Annotated in this window: 18 protein-coding genes; 7 read left to right on the forward strand and 11 right to left on the reverse strand. The window is 31.1% G+C overall.

Annotated features, from left to right (window positions below; translation table 11 throughout):
- Positions 1-4: 4 nt before the first annotated feature.
- The 5 genes from AC3QL1_RS07145 (at position 5) to AC3QL1_RS07165 (ending at position 5,093) form a co-directional block, all read left to right on the forward strand.
- Entirely contained in the window at positions 5-1,681 is a 1,677-nt protein-coding gene (locus AC3QL1_RS07145) for a peptide MFS transporter (protein ID WP_492496347.1), read from the forward strand.
- Position 1,682: 1 nt separating this feature from the next.
- A complete protein-coding gene (locus AC3QL1_RS07150; RefSeq protein ID WP_492497541.1) occupies positions 1,683-3,170 on the forward strand; it encodes a peptide MFS transporter in 1,488 nt (495 codons plus the stop codon).
- A gap of 53 nt (positions 3,171-3,223) precedes the next feature.
- Positions 3,224-3,691 carry a thioredoxin family protein gene (locus tag AC3QL1_RS07155; RefSeq protein ID WP_492496349.1) on the forward strand — a complete coding sequence of 156 codons (468 nt, stop codon included), beginning with the start codon at positions 3,224-3,226 and terminating at the stop codon, positions 3,689-3,691.
- Between the two features lie 216 nt (positions 3,692-3,907).
- Positions 3,908-4,366 carry a thioredoxin family protein gene (locus AC3QL1_RS07160; RefSeq protein ID WP_492496350.1) on the forward strand — a complete coding sequence of 153 codons (459 nt, stop codon included), beginning with the start codon at positions 3,908-3,910 and terminating at the stop codon, positions 4,364-4,366.
- A gap of 274 nt (positions 4,367-4,640) precedes the next feature.
- On the forward strand, positions 4,641-5,093 hold the full coding sequence (locus AC3QL1_RS07165; protein WP_492496351.1) for a thioredoxin family protein: 453 nt from the start codon (positions 4,641-4,643) through the stop codon (positions 5,091-5,093).
- 8 nt (positions 5,094-5,101) lie between these two features.
- On the opposite strand, the gene AC3QL1_RS07170 is transcribed toward AC3QL1_RS07165, so the two are convergent.
- The 5 genes from AC3QL1_RS07170 to surE form a co-directional block, all read right to left on the reverse strand.
- A complete protein-coding gene (locus AC3QL1_RS07170; protein ID WP_492496353.1) occupies positions 5,102-7,138 on the reverse strand; it encodes a ComEC/Rec2 family competence protein in 2,037 nt (678 codons plus the stop codon).
- A 53-nt stretch (positions 7,139-7,191) separates the two neighbouring features.
- Positions 7,192-7,677, reverse strand: coding sequence for a C40 family peptidase (locus tag AC3QL1_RS07175; RefSeq protein WP_492496354.1), 486 nt, complete (start codon positions 7,675-7,677; stop codon positions 7,192-7,194).
- A 10-nt stretch (positions 7,678-7,687) separates the two neighbouring features.
- The gene (lpxB, locus tag AC3QL1_RS07180) at positions 7,688-8,803 is read right to left on the reverse strand and encodes a lipid-A-disaccharide synthase (RefSeq protein WP_492496356.1); all 1,116 of its coding nucleotides are present in this window, start codon (positions 8,801-8,803) and stop codon (positions 7,688-7,690) included.
- Positions 8,804-8,870: 67 nt separating this feature from the next.
- On the reverse strand, positions 8,871-9,143 hold the full coding sequence (locus AC3QL1_RS07185) for a hypothetical protein (RefSeq protein ID WP_492496358.1): 273 nt from the start codon (positions 9,141-9,143) through the stop codon (positions 8,871-8,873).
- The gene (gene surE / locus AC3QL1_RS07190) at positions 9,136-9,915 is read right to left on the reverse strand and encodes a 5'/3'-nucleotidase SurE (protein WP_492496360.1); all 780 of its coding nucleotides are present in this window, start codon (positions 9,913-9,915) and stop codon (positions 9,136-9,138) included. The genes AC3QL1_RS07185 and surE overlap by 8 nt, the downstream gene beginning before the upstream one ends.
- Positions 9,916-10,119: 204 nt before the next feature.
- Between surE and AC3QL1_RS07195 the strand changes: the two genes are divergently transcribed.
- Positions 10,120-12,306 (forward strand): carboxy terminal-processing peptidase, encoded by a 2,187-nt coding sequence (locus tag AC3QL1_RS07195; RefSeq protein ID WP_492496361.1) that lies wholly within the window; start codon positions 10,120-10,122, stop codon positions 12,304-12,306.
- Positions 12,307-12,391: 85 nt separating this feature from the next.
- A complete protein-coding gene (locus AC3QL1_RS07200) occupies positions 12,392-13,186 on the forward strand; it encodes a DNA/RNA non-specific endonuclease (protein WP_492496363.1) in 795 nt (264 codons plus the stop codon).
- On the opposite strand, the gene rpe is transcribed toward AC3QL1_RS07200, so the two are convergent.
- The 6 genes from rpe to AC3QL1_RS07230 all read right to left on the reverse strand — a co-directional run bounded on the left by rpe (position 13,163) and on the right by AC3QL1_RS07230 (position 21,797).
- Positions 13,163-13,825: a ribulose-phosphate 3-epimerase gene (gene rpe / locus AC3QL1_RS07205; RefSeq protein WP_264536041.1), complete on the reverse strand. Its 663-nt coding sequence runs from the start codon at positions 13,823-13,825 to the stop codon at positions 13,163-13,165. The two genes, AC3QL1_RS07200 and rpe, sit on opposite strands and share 24 nt — an antisense overlap.
- A gap of 409 nt (positions 13,826-14,234) precedes the next feature.
- Positions 14,235-15,098, reverse strand: coding sequence for a sigma-70 family RNA polymerase sigma factor (locus tag AC3QL1_RS07210; protein ID WP_007804760.1), 864 nt, complete (start codon positions 15,096-15,098; stop codon positions 14,235-14,237).
- Positions 15,099-15,238: 140 nt separating this feature from the next.
- On the reverse strand, positions 15,239-17,026 hold the full coding sequence (locus AC3QL1_RS07215; protein WP_492496366.1) for a hypothetical protein: 1,788 nt from the start codon (positions 17,024-17,026) through the stop codon (positions 15,239-15,241).
- A complete protein-coding gene (locus AC3QL1_RS07220; protein ID WP_492496368.1) occupies positions 17,014-18,234 on the reverse strand; it encodes a DUF4249 domain-containing protein in 1,221 nt (406 codons plus the stop codon). The genes AC3QL1_RS07215 and AC3QL1_RS07220 overlap by 13 nt, the downstream gene beginning before the upstream one ends.
- An 11-nt stretch (positions 18,235-18,245) precedes the next feature.
- Positions 18,246-21,023, reverse strand: a complete 2,778-nt coding sequence (locus AC3QL1_RS07225) for a TonB-dependent receptor (RefSeq protein WP_492496369.1) — start codon at positions 21,021-21,023, stop codon at positions 18,246-18,248.
- A gap of 3 nt (positions 21,024-21,026) precedes the next feature.
- Positions 21,027-21,797 (reverse strand): hypothetical protein, encoded by a 771-nt coding sequence (locus AC3QL1_RS07230; protein WP_492496371.1) that lies wholly within the window; start codon positions 21,795-21,797, stop codon positions 21,027-21,029.
- Positions 21,798-21,905: the final 108 nt, after the last annotated feature.

Raw genomic sequence — 21,905 nt, forward strand, 5'->3', positions numbered from 1 at the left:
TAATATGGAAGGAACTCAAGTGAAAACGGCGCATCCAAAGGGACTGTGGGTTTTGTTCGGGACGGAGATGTGGGAGCGGTTCAATTTTTATGGAATGCGGGCTTTATTGACTTTATTTCTTGTAAACTCATTATTGATGAAAGAAGAAGAAGCCTCGCTGATTTACGGAGGTTTTCTGGGACTTTGTTATCTGACTCCAATGTTGGGAGGATTTATTGCCGATCGCTTTTTAGGTAATAGAAATTGTATTTTACTGGGCGGATTATTAATGGCCATCGGGCAAATGTTATTATTTACCAGTGGAAGTATTTTTGAATCTAATCTGTCTTTAGCGAAAGCTATTATGTACTGCGGATTAGGAGTTATTGTTTTTGGTAACGGATTCTTCAAGCCAAATATCTCAAGTATGGTGGGAAGTTTGTATCCAAAACAGGAAAAAACAAAGCTGGATACTGCCTTTACTATTTTCTATATGGGAATTAATATCGGTGCTTTCTTAGGGCAGTCTATTTGTCCTTTATTAGGTGATGTTAAAGATACCGGTGGAATTAGAGATATTCATGCTTTTAGATGGGGTTTCATGGCGGCTTCTGGCGCAATGCTTGTTGGAACTGTTCTTTTTTACTTTTTGAAAAATAAATATGTGGTTTCTCCGGAAGGAAGACCATTAGGAGGTTTGCCGTCTAAAAATGTTGCAGAAGATTTTGAAGAAGGAGAATCGCAAAAAGCAAATTTTTCTGCAAAAGCACTTATTATTGCAGGAGTTGCATTTGTTGGTTTAGGTTTCTTTTTTCATTATGCCGTAGGTCAAAATTTAATTTATACTTTGATTTATTCGAGCGGTTTGGCATTAGCCGGATTAATTATTTCTGATACTTCTTTGACTAAAATTGAAAGAGACAGAATTATTGTAATTTATATCGTTTCGTTCTTTATTATTTTTTTCTGGGCAGCATTTGAGCAGGCAGGTTCTTCGCTTACTTTTATTGCTGACAACCAAACAGACAGACATTTCTTTGGCTGGCAAATGCCGCCTTCAATGGTACAAATTTTCAACGGACTTTTTGTGGTTGTAATGGCCGTTCCTTTTAGTATTCTTTGGGATTATTTAAGAGCAAAAGACAAAGAACCAATTTCTCCTGTAAAACTGGCTGCAGGATTGGTGATCATTTGTATTAGTTTCTTTATGATCGCTACTCAGGTTTCCTACATTGGAACTTCTGGATTGTTATTAGTAAAATGGCTTATCTTATTATATTTCTTAAATACATGTGCAGAGTTATGTTTATCGCCAATTGGTTTGTCATTGGTAGGTAAATTATCTCCAAAACGTTTTGCCTCTTTATTATACGGAGTGTTTTTCTTATCGAATGCGTCTGGTTATGCTTTAGGAGGAACTTTAGGTTCAATCCTGCCTGCAACCGGAGATAAATTCGTAAAAGCAAAAGAATTAGGAATTGATCTTCAGTCAGTTTTAGATAATAAAATAACACCGACAGCTGAGCAATTGGCTCTTTTGGAGAAACATCAGATTAGTGCTCACAATCACTTTTTTGTTGGATTCGAAATTCATAATTTATACGAGTTTTTCATGGTATTTGTTGTCCTTACCGGACTTGCAGCTTTATTGCTGTTTGCTTTGACTCCTTTCTTGAAAAAAATGATGCATGGAGTTAGATAAAATGGAAAACAGTACAATTACATTAGAACAAATACAAGATTTTAAAGGCAAATACCCAAAACAGTTGTGGTATTTGTTTTTAGTTGAAATGTGGGAGCGTTTCTGCTTCTACGGAATGAGAGGAGTTTTAGCCTTTTTTATGGTAGACCAATTAGGTTTATTGGAAGGAAAAGCAAATCTTCAATACGGAGCAATTCAGGCTTTTGTTTATGCTTTTACTTTTATTGGAGGAATTTTTGCCGATAAAATTTTAGGTTTTAAAAAGTCGTTGCTTTTTGGAGGAATCGTAATGATTTTGGGGAATTTGCTTATTGCAGCTTCTCCACATGATTTCTTTTACTACGGAATTACGTTATCTATTATTGGTACTGGTTTCTTTAAACCAAATGTATCGTCAATGGTTGGTGAATTATATCATGAAAATGACGGACGCAGAGATGCCGGTTACGGAATGTTTTATGCCGGTATTAATATCGGTGGAATGTTGGGTGGTGCTATTCCTATTTATTTAGGAAAAAACTATTCCTGGAGTTTGTGTTTCCTTTCTGCGGCAATTGTGATGATTATTGGGGTTATTACTTTTCTTTTAACGAAGAAACACTTAGCACCAATTGGAAATTCGCCTCTTGAAAACCATACACCAAAAAAACGTAATCTTTACGAAATAGCAGTTTATGCCGGTTCTATTATTGTAATACCATTGGTTTATATAATGGTAATCAATTCTGATTTTACAGAGTATTTTATGTATACCATTGGGGTAGCGGCATTATTATACTTTTTATATGAATTGTTTCAGATAAAAGAGAGAAAACAGCAATATAAATTATTAGCAGCTTTCATTTTTATCTTCGGATATTTTATGTTTATGGCTATTTCTGAGCAATCAGGAGGTTCATTATCACTATTCGCAAAAGATAATTTAACTAATAAATTGTTATGGTTTAGCATAGATCCGAACGTAGTTAATAACAGTATAAATTCATTGTATGTTATTGTTTTTAGCCCGTTGGTTGGGATGTTATGGATCTTTTTGTACAAAAGAAAAATTGAGCCAAACACCGTCATTAAATTCGGACTTTCGTTTATATTATTGGCTGTAGGTTTCTTTATATTTTATAGTGCCAGATTTTTTGTTGATGCAAATGGTTTAAGTTCATTGGATTTATTTGCACTTGGATATTTGGTTTATACACTTGGAGAACTTTGTATTGGGCCAATCGGAATGTCTGTAATTACTAAATTATCACCAAAAAGATTGTTTGGTATGATGATGGGATTATGGTTTTTATCTAGCGCATTCGGGCAATTTGCAGCAGGAAAATTAGGGTCAGAAATGTCCAATGCTAATACAGGAACTACCTTAATGTCTAAGCTTATTGCGTATACAGACGGATATTACCAATTGGCGATTTATGCACTAGTTGCCGGTATTGTTTTGATAGTAACAACGCCTTTGATAAAAAAATTAATGCAAGAAGTTAAATAGTCGACATTTACGGATTCTTTTTTTGTTTAAATTTGTCAAAAAATAAAACAACCATGAAAAAAATATTTTTAGTTGCCTTGTTTGTATTGGGCGCATTTACCTCGCAAGCACAAGAATTAAAATGGTACACTGATGTTAGAGAAGCAATTACTGTAAGTAATAAAGAAAATAAGCCAATGCTGATGTTCTTTACAGGAAGCGATTGGTGTGGATGGTGTATTCGTTTGCAGAATGAAGTTTTGAAAACTGCAGAGTTTACAAAGTGGGCAAGTGACAATGTTATTTTGGTTGAGTTGGATTATCCAAGAAGAACGCCTCAGACTCCTGAAATAAAAAATCAGAATAACGAATTGCAACAGGCTTTCGGAATTCAGGGATTCCCAACAATTTATTTTACCAGCGCAGAATCCAAAGATGGTAAAGTGAATTTTAAAGGACTTGGTCAGACAGGATATGTTGCCGGAGGCCCATCTGCCTGGTTAGCAGTTGCTGAAGGAATTGTACATCCGAAAAAATCGTAAAAAGTTTAGTTTAAAATATTTAAGAAACTCCCTATAGCAATATAGGGAGTTTTTTTTGTTTAGTAGGAAAAGTTTTTAATTGCATTTTTGTAAATTATTATTTTGATATTTTATTAGTCTTAAAAAAACATATAGTGTATTTTTTATATTAATAAAACTTGGAAAATTAAAATATTATGTTAATTTCGTCATGCTAATCTAACCAAACCTATTAATATGAATAAAAAACTACTTATCCTACTCGTTTTTTTTGGTTCATTTATGTTACATTCTCAAAATTTAGTGTGGAGAACTAATATGACTGATGCAATTGCTATAAGTAATGAACAAAAAAAACCAATGTTGATTTTATTTACTGGTGCAGGTGCACCGGAAAATCTTCAAAATGAAATTTTTAAAACACCCGATTTTGCTGTTTGGTCTCGTGATAATGTCATACTTGTTAAGTTGGATTTATCTGATGTTAATGCCTCTGACGGCGATAAAGAACAAAATGTTAGGCTAAAAGATGCTTTTGGTGTTGTAGAATTACCGGAAGTTTGCTTTGCAAGTGCTTCTGTTAGAAAAAATAAAACCACTTTTAGTGCATTAGGAAAACTTGCGTATAAACCAGGCGGAGCAAAATCCTGGATTAATGAGTCTAATGCGATTCTTCATCCGGTAGAAAGTGAATAAAATAAATTTAAATTAAGTTTTCTTAGTTTAATTTGTAGAGATCCCTTTTCATGTCATAATGAAAAGGGATATTTTTTTAAAATTATCTTATCATTCATTATCAGGACTTTTGTTATTTTCGGATGCGTTTTTTTTTCAATTTGATATTTTTTAATCGATTTATTATTGATTTCTTTTTTCTTAAAATTTCCTTAATTTTTTAACTGTTTAGGAGTTGTTTTTTAATGTATTTATGTTAAATTGGTTCAATTATTATAACCAAACCTTAATTTTTATGACCCAAAAACTACTTATCCTACTGTTCTTTTTAGGTTCATTTTTAGTGCAATCGCAAGGACTTGTCTGGAATACAGACCTTACAAACGCCATTGCAGTAAGTAATGAAGAGAGAAAACCATTACTGATTTTTTTTACAGCTACAAGTACGCAGGAAAAAATTCAGACTGAAATTTTTAATACACCTGATTTTCTAAATTGGTCAAATAAAAATGTTATTCTAGTAAAACTTGATTTATCAGATTCATCAGCATCTCAGAGTGTAAGGGAACAAAATCTTTCTTTAAAAAATGCCTTTGGTATAGATGAATTGCCTCAGGCATGTTTTGCCACAGCAACTATCAGAAAAGGAAAAACTAACTTTAATTCTTTAGGCAAAATAGGCTATAAAGCCGGAGGTGTCAAGGCTTGGATATCAGAATCAAACCTGATTTTGAATCCGGAAGAATAATTGCTATTTTAATTTAATTTGTAATATCCTTTTTCGCGAGTTGAGTGAAAAGGGATATTTTTTATTATACAACTGGCTTTCCATTTTTTCTGAATAGCATTTGAATTTGTTGCATCTGCAATTATTGCCTTTGGTTTGAGTTCTTGCAGCATTCGATCTAAATTTATTTTTGGAGATTGAGTCAGAATAATAATGTCCGGCTGAACTCTATTTTCATAAACACCTGTACTATCTATCAAAAGAATTTTGTTGTCGTTAAAAAATAAAGTGTTTTTAATGGGTTCAATATTTTTCAAACTGGCGAAATTTCCAACCAGATATGCATCTGTAACACTATTTTTTGTTCCTTTTTTTAAAAGACTATCATTTGTAAAAAGCATAACCTCCTTCCCGGTTCTTTTTGTAATAATTGTTTTTTTGGATGTATTAAAAACAATAAGTTCATGTTGGCTTTCCGTTTCTTTTTTGGTGTAAAGAAAGGATGTTTGCAATAAAATTACAGTGATAAGAAATATGCAAAATTTACCGAAATCCGGTTTTTTAAACCATATAATAGCGCTTATAGTGGCTAAATAAAATGTGAGCAAATAATAGGAATTGAAACTGATATTTCGAATTACAAAAGAATCAAAAGAAGCAACATAGTGAATAATTAGATTTAATATAAAAATACTTTTTTCGAAAATTTGAACAATGAATAACGGACAGCTCTGAAAAATAGAAATCACCATAACAATAATTCCGGCTATCATTATAAAGGATAAAACAGGCAAAATAAGGATGTTAGTCACAAAAAACAAACCCGGAAACTGGTGAAAATAATACAAACAAATAGGAAATGTTCCTATTTGAGCGGCAAATGAAACAGTTAATCCTTCCCACAGATATTTGAGAATTTTATTTTTTGGAGAACAGATATTTTTCAATAAAGGCTGAAGCCAAACAATAGAAAATAATGCAATATAACTTAATTGAAATCCAACATCGAATAAAAAATAAGGTTCAAAAAGTAAAATTAATAAAATGGAAACCAAGAGAGTATGGTAAGTATTTGTATTTCTGTGTAAATGATTTCCAATTGCAATAAAAGAAAACATAACAACTGAACGTAAAACCGGTGGTGAAAGTCCGGAAACAACAGCAAAAAGCGCTAACGAAATTATTATTGCAATTAGTTTTATAAAAGAGCCTTTTTTTGTGTTTGGAATTGGTTTTAAAATAAAAAGAATAAATAACATTATATAACCCACATGCAATCCTGAAACCGATAAAACATGTGTTGCGCCCGAATTTTGATAATCCTGAATAATATCTGCAGAAATCTCCTGTTGCTGTCCCAATATTAAAGCCATTGCAACATTCATTTCGTCTTTATTAAAATTTGCTTTTTGAAGATTATCAACTATTCTGGTATTTAAGCGAGAAGCATAAAACCAAATGTCTTTAGTGATTTTTCTGTTGATAACAATCTCTGTTTTTGACGTATAAATTTGAGCATAAATTTGTTTGTTCTCTAAATATTTACTGTAATCAAACTGATTGGGATTTTTAGACGAACTATTCTCTTGAAGAATTGTTTTTACCTTGATTTTATTTCCCATAATGACAAAATTTGGTAAACTGTCTTTTTGCACGTTTATGATAATTCTGCCAGAATAAACTTTTTCGTTAATCGTGTTTATAAGGGCTATATATCGATCGTTATAACTATTGCTTTTTATTTTTTCGCGCAGCGTTAAAGTAATATACTGCGGTGTAACAAAAGCTTTTTTGCAATGTATATAGTTGCCTTTTTGAAGAGAATCTGTGTTGATTAACAAAGTTGTAATACCAATACAAAACGAAAGATAACAAACGCCAACTCCAAAAAGTGTATTGATTTTTTTGCTTTTATGTGAAAAAAAATATAGAATTGAAATTGAAAATGCACCAACAATAAAACTGATTATAGTTATCAAAATTGATGGCCGAAAAAAATGGCAGATCAAAATACCTAACATGAAACAAATGGTAATTTTAACCAAAGGGAAATCGAATACTTTCATGATTTAAAAGTATTGAAAATTTTGTAAGAAAAATAATATTTTGCCGAATAATATTAATCGACTATTCTATTGACCTGTTCAAAAGAGTCTTTGTAATAAACTTCTTTGGTTGACGAAATTATAACGCCTTTAGAAGTGGAAGAATGAATGAATTTTACTTCATCAGAAGTAACCTGAGTAATTAAGCCTACGTGATTGATTTGATTACTTTTATTGGTTTTAAAGAAGATTAAATCTCCTTTTTTAGCATCATTCAATTTAATTATTTTTCCAATTTTAGCTTGCTCATAAGAACTTCTGGGCAATTTTATATTTTGAGATTCAAAAGTGGTAAAAACTAAACCAGAACAGTCGAAACCATTTTTGGTTGTTCCACCTGCTTTGTAGCGTACGCCAAGATTTTCTGTGGCAGTGTCAACCAAATTGTTTACGATATATTTGTTTTCTCGTTTGGATTCGGTTTTGCTTACTGTAGTTGAAGTCGATTTGCACGAAACAACCAACAGAGACAGAAATAATAAAACGAGTGTTTTTTTCAAAATAAAAAGATTAAGATTTTAAATCGGCAACAATAAGTTTTGCTGTTTTTTTACTGGCTCCAACTCCGCCTAGTTTCTGTTCTAAAATATCATAATTTTTTAGGAGATTTTCACGGTAATTTGGGTCCAGTAATTTTTGTAACTCTTCTTTGATGCGTTTTGGGTTACACTCATTTTGAATTAATTCGGTTACAACTTCCTGATCCATAATTAAATTGACAAGCGAAATGTATTTTAAAGTAATAATACGTTTTGCAATTTGGTACGAAGCCCAGCTTCCTTTATAGCAAACAACTTCTGGAACTTTAAATAGTGCAGTTTCTAAAGTAGCAGTTCCGGATGTAACAAGTGCGGCTGTTGAAGAACGTAACAAATCATACGTTTTATTCGAGATAAATTTGATGTTTTTATTGGTAATAAATTGCTTGTAAAATTCATAATCCTGACTTGGAGCTCCGGCAATTACAAATTGATAATCCTGAAAATCATCAACAACACTTAGCATTAAACTTAGCATTTTGGTGATTTCCTGCTTGCGGCTTCCCGGTAAAACAGCGATAATTGGTTTTTCGCTTAATTGGTTTTCTTTTCGAAAAATGGCTTCATCAAAAGCAGGCTGATTCTGGATGGCATCTATTAAAGGATGGCCAACAAAATCTACCGGAAAGTGATGTTTGTCTTCATAAAAACTTTTTTCAAAAGGCAAAATCACAAACATCTTATCGACATCTTGTTTTATGGCTTTGATTCTGTTCTCTTTCCAAGCCCAAATTTGAGGAGAAATATAGTAATGCGTTTTGTAATTTAACTCTTTTGCCCATTTTGCAATGCGCATATTAAAGCCCGGATAATCGATAAATATAATAACATCAGGCTGGAAATAAGTAATGTCTTTTTTGCAAAAAGTAATATTGCTCAAAATGGTTTTCAGGTTGAAAATCACTTCAACAAAACCCATAAATGCCAGTTCACGATAATGTTTTACCAGAGTTCCTCCGGCTTTTTGCATTAAATCACCGCCCCAAAATCTAATTTCAGCCTGAGGATCTTCCTCATATAAAGCTTTCATTAAATTTGAACCGTGTAAATCTCCAGAAGCTTCGCCAGCTATTATATAGTATTTCATAAAAGTATTTTTGAGATTGCGTTTTCACTTCAAACACAAACAAAATTTTGCTATGCAAAGATAGAATTTAAATAAACAAAGTAGAAATGGCTAAAATAATTACCGCAAAAATGACTCCCCGCGCCATGAATTCTTTGTTTATTTTTAGAAAAATTGTAAAAACGATTAAGTCTAAAGTGGTGCCCAAAGCAATTACTTTTCCTAAATAACCATATTGTTTTATGATTTTAATTCCAGATGAAATATCAAAATCGGTAAAGAGTTTTATAAACAAATAACTTCCCAGTAAAGCAATAATAATTCCGGTTATAAAACCAATTAAAATATCTTTTTTATTCATTTAATTTCCAAGTATTAAGTTGTTGCATAGTGTGATGCGCTGTTAAATCAAATTGTACGGGAACGACAGAAATATAGCCATTTTCTAATGCCCATTCATCAGTATCTTCACCTTTGTCTTCGTTTGTAAATACGCCGGTAAGCCAGTAATAATCTTTACCGAAAGGAGTTTGTCGTTTATCAAATTTCTGCGCATAATACGCTTTCGCCTGACGACAAATTTTTATTCCCTTAATTTCATCTTCCTTTAATTTCGGAAAATTAACATTTAGAACTACGCCTTTTGGTAATCCATTTTCAAGTGTTTCGAGCGTAATTCTTCTGATAAAAGATTTTATGGGTTCAAAATCGGCATTCCAGTTAAAATCTAATAATGAAAAACCAATTGCAGGAATTCCTTCAATTCCAGCTTCAACGGCCGCGCTCATGGTTCCGGAATAAATGACGTTTATAGAAGAATTTGATCCGTGATTAACTCCTGAAACACAAAGGTCTGGTTTTCTTTTTAAGATTTCATTTACGGCCAGTTTAACGCAGTCAACCGGCGTTCCGGAGCAGCTATATTCTGCAATAAGATCTTCTTCTTTGGATATTTTGTCCAGAAACAAGGTATTGTTGATTGTTATCGCGTGTCCCATCGCACTTTGAGGTTTATCCGGAGCGACAACTAATACTTCTCCAATGGTTTCCATAACACTGATCAAAGCCCTTATTCCGGGTGCCAAAATACCATCATCGTTGGTAACTAATATTAAAGGTTTTTCTTTTTCCATAAATATGCATATACGCTGTTAAGGCACTATATAAGGCAAATGTAGTGACAGATTTTGGTAGAATAGTAACAAATAAAATAAATTTTGTCAACTAAATTTAAGATGGCTTTGGTAGTTCAAACATTTTTATATCTTTAACAAAAAATTATAGTGAGCTTGGCTTTGTTGGCACAGTTTTTACCGTAACTTAGATTAAAAAATTTGATGAATGCTATTATTAAGTTTATGAAAAGAAATTATAAAATACTTATAGCCGTATTATGCTTGTCTTTGACATTATTTGCTTTTAAAATTAATGCAGATAAACAAGATGATCCGGATCCGAATAGAGATAAAACGCTTTTAGAATTACTTGCTTTCGTTATTGAAAAAGGACACTATAGTCCGGCAGAAATAAACGACGACTTTTCTAAAGGAATTTTTAAGGATTATATCGATGCTCTTGACCCTTCAAAAAGATTCTTTTTGCAATCTGATATTGATGAGTTCAAGCAATATGAATTACAGCTCGATGATCAATTTTTAAATAAGGATCTTACGTTTTTTAATCTTACTTATACAAGATTAATGAAGCGTATGGAAGAAAGCAAAAAACGCTATAAAACTATTTTAGCTCAGCCTTTCAATTACAATGTTGATGAGACTTTTAATGCAGATTATGAGACATTGCCTTATGCTAAAAGCTTAACGGAAATTAATGAAAGATGGAGAAAACAGATTAAATTATCTACACTTTCGTCGCTTGTTACAAAACAAAAATTAGAAGAAGATAAGAAAAAAGCAGATCCTGCTTATAAAGTAAAATCTTTTGAAGCTTTAGAAAAAGAAACGCGCGAAAGTTCGTTAAAATCTTTAGATGATAATTTTAGTCTTATTAAAGATTTAAATAAAGAAGATTGGTTTTCTGTTTACGTGAACTCTATTATGACACGTTTTGATCCACATACAAGTTATTTTGCACCGGAAGAAAAAGATCGTTTTGATGTAAATATTAGTGGAAAATTAGAAGGAATTGGAGCAAGATTGACTAAGAAAAATGATTTTACTCAAATTGATGAGTTGATTTCTGGTGGCCCGGCATGGAAAGGAAAACAGCTTGAAGCCGGAGATTTAATTTTGAAAGTAGCACAAGGAAACGAAGAGCCTGTAGATGTTGTAGGGATGCGTTTGGATGATGTTGTGAAAAAAATTAAAGGTCATAAAGGAACTGAAGTAAAACTTACTGTTAAAAAAGTAGACGGAAGTATCAAGGTTATTTCTATTATAAGAGATGTTGTTGAAATTGAAGAAACATATGCAAAATCAAGTATCGTAGAGAAAAACGGATTGAAATATGGGGTAATTTATTTACCTAAATTTTATATCGATTTTGAAAATAAAGATGGCCGTGATGCCGGAAAAGATATTGCTCTGGAAGTAGAAAGGCTGAAAAAAGAAGATATCAACGGAATTGTGCTTGATGTTCGTGATGATGGTGGTGGATCTTTATCGACAGTGGTTGATATCGCAGGTTTATTTATTGAAGAAGGACCAATTGTTCAGGTAAAATCTGCCGGAAAAAAGAAAGAAGTTTTATACGATAAAGATAAAAAAATCGAATGGGATGGACCTTTAGTAATTATGGTTAACAGTTTCTCTGCTTCGGCTTCAGAAATTTTAGCAGCTGCAATTCAGGATTATAAGCGTGGTATCATCATTGGAAGTAAACAAACTTACGGTAAAGGTACTGTGCAAAATGTTCTTGATCTGAACCAGTTTGTTCGTAATGCAAGTTATGGCGATTTAGGAGCTTTAAAAATTACAGGACAAAAATTCTACAGAATCAACGGAGGTTCAACTCAGTTAGAAGGTGTTCATAGTGATGTTGTTATGCCGGATCGTTATGCTTACTTAAAAATGGGAGAACGCGATATTGATAATGCAATGCCATGGGATAAAATTGATCAGGCAGATTATAATACCTGGACAGGAAATCAAAAATTTAATCAGGCGATTGCGAATAGTACCAGCAGAATTGCTCAAAATCCTCAATTTAAATTAATTGAAGATAATGCAAAATGGATTGATATTAAAAACAAAGAGAACACTTATAGCTTAAATATCAATAGTTTTAAAGCAACTCAGGAACAAGTGGAAAATGAGGGTAAAAAATACAAACCAATTTCAGAATACAAAAACAACTTGGTTTTTAAATCTTTACCATATGAAGAGCTTGAAATTAAAAATGATGCCACTTTAAAAGAAAAAAGAGAAGCTTGGCACCAGGCATTATCAAAAGATGTTTATGTAGAAGAAGCATTAAATGTTTTAGATGATTTACAAACCAAAAGCGGAGTTGCTAAAGGTGGTACTTCAGGTAAAATCAAAAAAGATAAATTGGTAAAATCTTAATTTCTTAGAGAATTAATTTATTATAAAAACGCTCCGAAAGTTTATATCTACGGAGCGTTTTTTTATGAATTTTAATTAAAATAATATGACAAAAAGTCTTGTGTTTAGTTTGATTGGTTTGGCGTTATTTTCTTGTAAAAATGATATTAAAGAGAAAGATGAGATTGTAAAAGAGGAATCTGAAAAAGATACTTCATCTTTTGTTTCAGGGCAAAATAGTACTGATTCGGGATATAATGTTACTTATTTGCCAACATCAACAACAAATCAAATTGTAAAACATAAGTATTATACATTATCATACAATGAAAAATTTGAACAGGCCGAATGGGTTGCCTATGAATTGAAAAAAGAATATTTAAAAAACAATGATTTTAAAAGGCCTTATTTTATTGAAGATCCAAAAGTAACTACAGGTTCTGCAGATTGGAGAAATTATAAAAATTCAGGATATGACAAAGGCCATCTTTGTCCGGCTGGAGATATGGAGTTTAATAAGGACGCTTACAATGATACTTTTTATACCTCGAATATTTCGCCTCAAAAGCATGATTTTAATAGCGGAATTTGGAATCGAATCGAACAGAAAACGCGTTATTGGGCTGGTAAATATAATGATGTTTATGTGGTTACGGGAGGAATTTTGAAAGATTCAGATAAAAAAATAGGAACAGAAAAAGTATCTGTTCCTAAATATTTTTATAAAATTGTTTTAGCTAAATCCGGAAACGTGCATAAAGCAATTGCTTTCTTAGTTCCTAATGAAGATAGCGATAAGTCACTTTATGATTTTGTAGTTCCTATTGAAACTCTTGAAAAAATGACCGGAATTGATTTCTTTCCAAATTTAAAAAACTTAAAAAGCAGTAAGGACTTTTAAATCAGCAATAGTTTGAGTTGGGTTTTCAGCTTTAAAAACAAAGCTTCCGGCAACTAAAACATCTGCTCCGGCTTCTACTAATTGTTTTGCATTTTTGTTGGTTACACCGCCGTCAATTTCAATAATAGTTGATGCACCTTTTCTTGTAATTAAATCTTTTAGTTTTTTAACCTTAGCATACGTGTTTTCGATAAACGATTGTCCGCCAAAACCAGGATTCACACTCATAATACAAACTAAGTCAATATCGTTAATAACGTCTTCTAAAAGATCGATATTAGTGTGTGGATTAATGGCAACTCCAGCTTTCATTCCTTCCGCTTTGATGGCCTGTAATGTTCTGTGAAGATGAGTACAAGCTTCGTAATGAACACTTAAAATATTTGCTCCCAAATCAGCAAAAGTTTTGATGTATCTGTCCGGATCAATAATCATTAAATGAACATCGATTGTTTTTTTTGCATGTTTTGAAATTGCTTCCAAAACTGGCATTCCAAAAGAAATATTCGGAACAAAAACTCCATCCATAATATCAATATGAAACCAATCAGCCTCGCTATTGTTAATCATTTCGATATCACGTTGTAAATTAGCAAAATCAGCTGCAAGAACAGAAGGAGCAATAAGTGTATTCTTCATTGTGTGTAGTTGTGTGTGTTATTTTTTTGCAAAGATAAATTTTTTAAACGCAAAATTTACAAGGATTTAGGTAAAGTTATTTTGTGTTGCATTTTACCGCAAAGTCCGCAAAGGTTTTACGCAAAGTTGGCAATGTTTTATTTTGATTTGATGAGTTTATAAGTTCACAAAGCTTTGCGAACTTTGTATTTTACAAGATTTAAAAAGAAAAACCTTTGTGAACTTTGTGGTTAAAAAAACGTTCCAATAAAAAATAAAAAACTCCGGTAATCAGCCGGAGTTTCAATCATCAATCAAAAAACGAACAGTCAATCAAACTGTTGTTTATCTTAAAATTCCAAGTTGAAAAACCCAAATTCCAACATAGAATTGGAATTTGGAATTTAAATATTGAAATTTATATTGTTTATTATCCTAAATAAGTTTTAAGGATTTTACTTCTTGAAGTGTGTTTTAATCTGCGGATTGCTTTTTCTTTAATCTGACGAACACGCTCACGAGTTAAGTCGAAAGTTTCTCCAATTTCTTCTAAAGTCATTGGGTGTTGGTCTCCAAGACCGAAATATAAACGAACAACATCTGCCTCTCTAGGAGTTAATGTTTCTAATGAACGCTCAATTTCAGTACGCAATGATTCGTGAATTAACTCTCTGTCCGGGTTTGGAGATTCTCCAGAACGTAAAACGTCATAAAGGTTAGAATCTTCACCTTCAACAAGAGGCGCATCCATTGATAAGTGACGACCAGAGTTTTTCATAGACTCTTTTACATCATTTACCGTCATGTCAAGTTCTTTTGCAATTTCTTCAGCAGAAGGCGGACGCTCGTTAGATTGCTCTAGTAACGCATACATTTTGTTGATTTTATTGATAGAACCAATTTTGTTTAATGGTAAACGAACGATACGTGATTGTTCTGCCAAAGCCTGAAGGATCGATTGACGAATCCACCAAACTGCATAAGAGATAAATTTGAAACCACGAGTTTCATCAAAACGCTGAGCTGCTTTGATTAAACCTAAGTTTCCTTCGTTAATTAAATCAGGAAGTGTTAATCCTTGATTTTGGTATTGTTTAGCAACCGATACTACGAAGCGTAGGTTGGCTTTTGTAAGTTTTTCTAAAGCTCTTTGATCACCAGCCTTTATTCTTTGTGCCAATTCTACCTCTTCATCAGCGGTAATTAGGTCAACTTTTCCGATTTCTTGTAGATATTTATCTAACGATGCAGTTTCACGATTGGTTACCTGCTTGGTGATTTTAAGTTGTCTCATTGTATTGTCTCCTTATTTTTAAAGTGTACAATTAGTTATACGTAATAAGTTACGAAAAAGTTACAACTATTTTGAAAAAAAAATAAAAATCCCGTTTCTAAGCTATTGAAACGGGATTTTTTATTTAAATAATTTTAGTTTTAGTTTGAAACTGAATCTTTTACTTCGAAAGTTTCTTTTAATGAAACTGGAATTCCTTCATTTGTAAATCCTTCTATACTTACTTCAAATGTTCCTGAAACATCAGAAGTAAAGAAAGAAATTATGTTTTCTTTTTTATCCAGATTTAATTCGGGCTGCCAAAGTAATTGGTATCTGTAATCCGGAATTCTGTCGTATTTAGTGCTGTCGGTATAGTCTTGTTTGAAATATACAGTTTTATTTAAAGGTCTTTGAATTTCTGTCTTTAAAATATAAGTACCGGTCTCTTTTGTTGTGTAATCATTGTTTTTTGTAGTAAAACTAATTATTCCATTAAATGCTTTTGGGCCATAAAAATATATTCCAGGTACAATACTAACTTTGTATATATTATCAGTTTTATAGTCAATTAATTCATTGGTATTTTGAATTAATAATCCATCAACTAACACTAGTGCTGGTTCAGAGAAATAATTCATATCATAATTTATATCTCTAACCCCTAATGTGTAATTATTGTCTTTTTCACGATAGTAGACTTCTTTTATAACTTCTGTAATTGTTTCTTTCAGGCTAGGAAACTTTGTGTAATCACTAAGAATGTATTCTTTTTCTAAAGGATGATAAAATGAACTTGTTTTTGAATTAATTATAGTACTGTCTTTTTTTATTGAATAATAAGCATTTTCTATTTGATTTGCAATTGACCTTTGTTCTATATTATTTTTAAGATCAGCAGTTAGACTAATTTCATCATTAATTTTTAATTCTGATAAATTATTATAACCTTTATTTTTGTCAATCTCTACTTTATAACCATTTTTATCATTTTCCAGCACCTGAATAATGACGTTTGTAGAGTTTGGATTTTTATCAAGAATAAAATTAAATCTTCCGAATTGATTTGTTTTGACTATTTTAAATGCAAAATCTTTACCAGGCATTGACAATGCGATGCTCTTACCATTTATGTTTTTTGGATCTTTATTGTTTGTAATTTTACCTGATAATATTTCACCCCTAAGCTCTGGAAGAAATTGAATAGAATCTTTAATCGCATTTATTTGCTCTTTATTCAGGTTTAATTTTGCAAATTCAGTAGCGCTCATTTGCTGTATCAATGGTAAATCATTAATTTTTTTCACGGAGAGAGAATAGCTTCCTGCAATATTATCAATAAGTATTGATTTTATTTTTAAAAAAACCTGCTCTCTTTTCTGAAAGTTACCTTTATTAATTTCTAATGTAAAACTTTTTTGTTTAGCTAAATTTTCAGCAACTAATTCATTTTCTAAAATTCTTACTTGATTCGTTTGTAAGTGTAAATCTTTAGAGATTGGTTTTTTATTAATTATGTATGGATTAATTAGTAAAAGATCAGTTGCATTGATTTTGTTGTCGATTTTGTTTAACATCCAATTTGTATAAGCTATAAGTTTGTAATTGCCTGTTTCAATTGTTGTCGGAATAAAAAAATCGCCCTGACCTATTCCCTTTTCCAGATAAATTTTATTGGTGAAAATAATCTGATTATCATTACTAACAAGATCTACATATGCAATTTTACTTATTTTACTGGAAGTATTGTTAGCAGGGTTTAAGCTATATAGTTTATAGTGTATTGTTTCGCCAACAATTAATGATGTATTGCTTAAATGTACAAAAATACTTTCATTAGTAGATTTACTTATGGTTTCATTTTTGTTTGATAAACTATTTTGTGCTATAGCTAATGTATTCATAGCTAATAGCATTATTATACCGGTTGTTTTTTTTAATCTATCCAAAATAAAGGTTTAATATTAGATGAAATTGAAGTACAATCACCACAAGCTGGTTGAACAAATATAATTGTTGACAAATTATCCATATCTGAATAATATACTAATTCAGGTGCTTTTGATTGTACTAAGGCAAGAATTGTATATCCTGCACAGCCTTGGGTCCAGCAATTTCTTAGTTCTATTGGTTGGCAATTCACAAAAAATGGAGGGAAGAATTCAGTAGTAAATATATCTCTAAAATTAAAGAAAATTCTTTTCGATGAAACAGAAGAAACCTCGAAATAGCCAACTATTTTCTCATTGGGATCGTCAGTTGACTTTAGATTTCCATAATTAAATCCTGGTTGAACTTGTGAGAAGAGACTTGTAGATGTAGAAAGAGATTTTAATGTTTTGTAAAAAGTATATGATTCTAAATTTTGAACATATTGACGGACTAAAATACTATATCGCTCACCAATAATAGGATCTTTAATATCTATAAAACGTATTGGTAAATTAATACGGTCTTCGTTTAGACCTACTGTGTTTAATAAAATTATATCGTCTGATTTTTTTGTGCCATAGCAAATTCTTGTTTCCCTATCTCTAGGAACTCTTAAATAATTTGGTGTTTGACTGAGATCATTAGGATCTACAATAAGTTTATTTGGAGACCAATAAGGAGATATCACTTTATAAGTTTCTTCATATTCATATCTGTAGAATTGTGATTTTGCATTTGGATCATAGCTGCTCACCATTATTTGCACTCCTTTATTACCATCGACAGTCTCAGCTTTTGCTTCAACCTGAATTTCATTAACAGTCGTCAGGACTTGTTTCTCAGACACATATGATTTACCATCTTTTGTGGTAATGTTTAATTGATACGATTTTCCCGGAATAGCCTGAAAATCATCTTTTGAGACATAAAGACCCGAAAATTCTTCAAATTCAAACTCAAAGTTGTTGTTATCGCTATCAGTTAAATAAACAATTGCTCCTTTTTCAAACGCAGGTCCGTTTTCTTCAAGGCGATATGATCTGGTAATTTTTATTTCCTGTTTTTTTAATTCATTTGTAATATTTGCCTGTACGACAAGAATGCTTTCAAATGTAGAATTTGTTTGAAAAACATATTGCTCTGTACAACCTACTATAGAAGCACAAAAAAGCATTAGGAAGGCTGTTTTATATAAAAGTCTCGTAAGTCGGATTATGATCTCCATTTATTTTATTATTAAAATTTAACATTATAAGTTATGGTTGGAATAGGTACCGAAAATATAGAGGTTTTGTATGCTTTTATCTCTCCATTTGTTGTCACAAAAAAGATAGAATAGGGGTTGTTTCTTCCCAATAAATTATAGATTGATATATTCCAAAAACTATGTGATAACTTTTTAATTTTGTGATTTCCTTCGATATTAAAACCAATATCCAAACGATAGTAATCTGGTATTCTAAATTTGTTTCTGTCACTGTATAAGGTATATTCTAGGCCGTTATATACATATCTTCCGATAGGATAGGTGATTGGTCTCCCGGATTGATAAACAAAATTGCTTGACAAGCTGTATCTTTTTGTGAATTTGTAATTTAATACGGCACTCACTTCATGAGGTTTGTCAAAATTTGTTGGAAAATAATTACCATTGTTTACTTTTTCATCTATAAACTGACTATCTGATTTAATAAATGTACGTGCATAAGTATAGCCTAGCCAGCCATTAAGTTTTCCTGTATTTTTTTTAAGTAGTAGTTCAACGCCATAAGCTTTTCCCTCTCCTTGTAATAATTGTGTTTCAGTGTTTTTATTTAATAAAAGTTCTGCGCCTACTTTATAATCTAATAGATTTTCAGATTTTTTGTAATATCCCTCTAAACTAAGTTCTAAATTGTCATCATCAAAGTTTTTATAAAAACCTAATGAATATTGTTGTGCTTCCTGAGGTGCAATATTTGAATCAGAAAGCTTCCACGCATCTGTTGGTGATTGTGTGGTATTACTAGTCAATAAATGTATATATTGATAAGTTTTATCATAACTTGCTTTAACAGAGAAATCATCAGTTATTAAATATCGTGCTGCAATTCTGGGTTCAAATCCGCCGTAGGTTTTAATAATTTCATTTTTTTTGTAATATTTTGAACCTATGACAGTATTATCATTAACTGGAGCATTATCCTGATAAATTCTTTGATTTGATTCACCTAATGCTGAATAGCTTGAATATCGTAAACCCAAAGTAATTAAGAATTTTTCAGTTATATTGTAATTGTCTGAAAAGTAAACAGCAGATTCCAGGGCTTTTTCATCTTCTATGTTTACCGGAACTAATGTCGCTTCAGGTTTTTTAGGCTGCAGATAGCCAGGGTCAACATTGTAGAGCTTACTTGATATCCCATAATTAAAAGCATGTTTTTTGCTAAACAAATAATTTCCGTTTAAAATAACCTGTGTTTCATTTAGTTTATATCCATAATCAAACGAATTTATTCCTCCGTTGTCATAATCAATGTTGAATTTATATTCGCTATTAGTAAATATTAAATCAGCTTTGCTTTTGCTATTAAATGAGTGATTCCATTTTAATGAAATTAATGCATTACTATATTTATAAATCGAATCTGAAGAAATACTGAAACGATCCTTACTATAATAAAATGTTGATTCTATATTGTTATTAGCGGTTATTTTGTGATTGTACTTTATAATTCCATCGAAAAAAGAAGCTTCACTGTTTTTTAATGATTCGTCTTTTAAAGTTTTTAAAATCCATTCTGAATAAGTACCTCTTATCCCAACCAATAAACTGGCTTTATCTTTTATAATAGGAGTACTTATTGACAGATTGCTTGTTACAGATCCAATTCCTCCTTCACCTGAAAATTTTTCAGGATTGCCATTTTTTGTTGTAATGTCAAAAACAGATGATAATCTACCGCCAAATCTTGAGGGTATACTACCTTTATAAATATCTACTTTGCTTGTAGTGTATGGATTAACAGCAGAGAAAAACCCAAGAAAATGGGATGTATTGTAAAGGACAGCATTATCTAAAAGTATTAAATTTTGATCGTCTTTTCCTCCTCTTACATTAAATCCCGCAGAACCTTCTCCTGTAGTTTTAATTCCTGGCAAAGTGGTTGCAACTCTAAAAATATCTCTTTCCCCCAAAACTAAAGGAATATTTTTAATTCCCTCTACATCAATACTTGAAACACCTGCAATGGCGTTTTTTACATTTTTATTTGCATTCTTGTTTATGACTACTTCATCCAGTTCATTTATGTTTTCATAAAGAGTTCTATCTAGTGTTCCACTATCGTAAACCATGACCGGCTGTATATCAGTTCTGTGGTTAAACGATTCTATTTCGATATAATTTAGGCCAAAAGGCACTTCTATTTTGTAATAGCCTTCATTGTTGGTTGTAGTACTGATGTTTTTACCACGAACACTAATTATTGCATTAGAAAGGGGTTTTTTGGTTTTCTCATTTCTTATAATACCAGAAAGAACATATGTTTTTGATTCTTCTCCTTTTTTCTCTTTACCAATGTAGGTGATCCCATTATTAATTGTGTTGCTTTGTTTCGGTACTTCCACTTGTTGATGAAAAAGCGGTTTAGTTATATTCTTATTTTCTGAACTACTTTGGGAAGCAATTGTCGATTCAAAATAATTATCGGGTAATGTGCTATGAATAATGCTATTTTTGGTTAGGATTATTTTTTTATCTTTAATGAAATAATTAAGTTTTGTCTTTTCAAATAAACCATCAAGTATTTCTTCGACAGAGCTATTGTTGTAATTTTTGTTTATTAAATCAGTTTCAGATACTAACCAGTTTTGATCAAAATAAAACTTATAGTCTGTTGTTTTTTCAAGACTTTCTATCGCTGATTTTAAGTCAGCATTTTTAAATTCAATTGAGATGTTATTTCTTTTTTCCTGACCGAATGATAATGTGTGAAAGGCTAATAAAATTAGTACGGATATAATTTTTCTCATTTTTTAATTGAATTCATTAGGGATAAGATTATTGATTTCTTTTACTAAGTTTTCAATAAAAAAATTCTTATTTGATTCTTCTAGTTGAGCATTGGAGTTATAATATTTTTTTATTTGACTTTTATACATTGGAAAAATTTTTATTATATCGCTTTTTGAACTTATTTCGTAGTACTCATTTTTGTACTTCAGAATAAATTCATTTTTTTCCTTAAATTCATCAGATGAATTTTGATTATCTCCATCGGATATTATTTGTGCACCAATAACTTTTTCTTTTCTTTTATGATGCTTTATGTAAAGTGTATTGTTTTTTGATAAAATGATTTCTTCATAATAGCCATTCATATAAATAGGATGTTGGGGGTTATCGAGTTCTATATTAATGAATTTTTTGTTATGAAGTGTAAAAAAAGCTGTTTGTTCTTTAATTAGATTAATGCCCAAATAATCATATTCACCAACAGATTTCAAAACTAAATCATCATGGTTCACGTCATATTTGAGATTCAGGTTGTAATAATTTTGGCCTTGATAGTTAACGTTGCCATTGCTATAGTCATCTGTAATATAATAACTATGGCTCTTATCAAATGTTCTGTAAAAGTTTATATGACGTGGACCATTATAAAGTTCAAGATTTTCCTTTCCAATAGTTTTATCAAACCAATTATATAGAGATGAAGTATTAATTGTTTGGCTGTGAATAATAAAGATGTTTAAGAATAATCCAAATAAAATAAGAAATGCAGATTTTTTTTGATAATTTTTCAAAGGATTGTATGGTTTTAATGATTTGCTTTGGAAATTTCAAAAGTATCAAAAAAATGCTATAATTTTTAACTATAAGTGTTAAATTGTAATATATTATCTATTTTTTTA

It is taken from the genome of Flavobacterium sp. GW823-FHT04A11, assembly GCF_058796535.1.

What these genes read in the sequence shown, in the direction of transcription:
- AC3QL1_RS07150 (WP_492497541.1), top strand. Translation starts at nt 1,683, where the DNA reads ATGGAAAACAGTACAATTACATTAGAACAAATACAAGATTTTAAAGGC.
- AC3QL1_RS07225 (WP_492496369.1), bottom strand. Translation starts at nt 21,023, where the DNA reads ATGAGAAAAATTATATCCGTACTAATTTTATTAGCCTTTCACACATTA.
- surE (WP_492496360.1), bottom strand. Translation starts at nt 9,915, where the DNA reads ATGGAAAAAGAAAAACCTTTAATATTAGTTACCAACGATGATGGTATT.
- AC3QL1_RS07210 (WP_007804760.1), bottom strand. Translation starts at nt 15,098, where the DNA reads ATGAGACAACTTAAAATCACCAAGCAGGTAACCAATCGTGAAACTGCA.
- AC3QL1_RS07195 (WP_492496361.1), top strand. Translation starts at nt 10,120, where the DNA reads ATGAATGCTATTATTAAGTTTATGAAAAGAAATTATAAAATACTTATA.
- rpe (WP_264536041.1), bottom strand. Translation starts at nt 13,825, where the DNA reads ATGAAGAATACACTTATTGCTCCTTCTGTTCTTGCAGCTGATTTTGCT.
- AC3QL1_RS07185 (WP_492496358.1), bottom strand. Translation starts at nt 9,143, where the DNA reads ATGAATAAAAAAGATATTTTAATTGGTTTTATAACCGGAATTATTATT.
- AC3QL1_RS07155 (WP_492496349.1), top strand. Translation starts at nt 3,224, where the DNA reads ATGAAAAAAATATTTTTAGTTGCCTTGTTTGTATTGGGCGCATTTACC.
- AC3QL1_RS07170 (WP_492496353.1), bottom strand. Translation starts at nt 7,138, where the DNA reads ATGAAAGTATTCGATTTCCCTTTGGTTAAAATTACCATTTGTTTCATG.
- AC3QL1_RS07145 (WP_492496347.1), top strand. Translation starts at nt 5, where the DNA reads ATGGAAGGAACTCAAGTGAAAACGGCGCATCCAAAGGGACTGTGGGTT.
- AC3QL1_RS07220 (WP_492496368.1), bottom strand. Translation starts at nt 18,234, where the DNA reads ATGGAGATCATAATCCGACTTACGAGACTTTTATATAAAACAGCCTTC.
- lpxB (WP_492496356.1), bottom strand. Translation starts at nt 8,803, where the DNA reads ATGAAATACTATATAATAGCTGGCGAAGCTTCTGGAGATTTACACGGT.
- AC3QL1_RS07165 (WP_492496351.1), top strand. Translation starts at nt 4,641, where the DNA reads ATGACCCAAAAACTACTTATCCTACTGTTCTTTTTAGGTTCATTTTTA.
- AC3QL1_RS07200 (WP_492496363.1), top strand. Translation starts at nt 12,392, where the DNA reads ATGACAAAAAGTCTTGTGTTTAGTTTGATTGGTTTGGCGTTATTTTCT.
- AC3QL1_RS07160 (WP_492496350.1), top strand. Translation starts at nt 3,908, where the DNA reads ATGAATAAAAAACTACTTATCCTACTCGTTTTTTTTGGTTCATTTATG.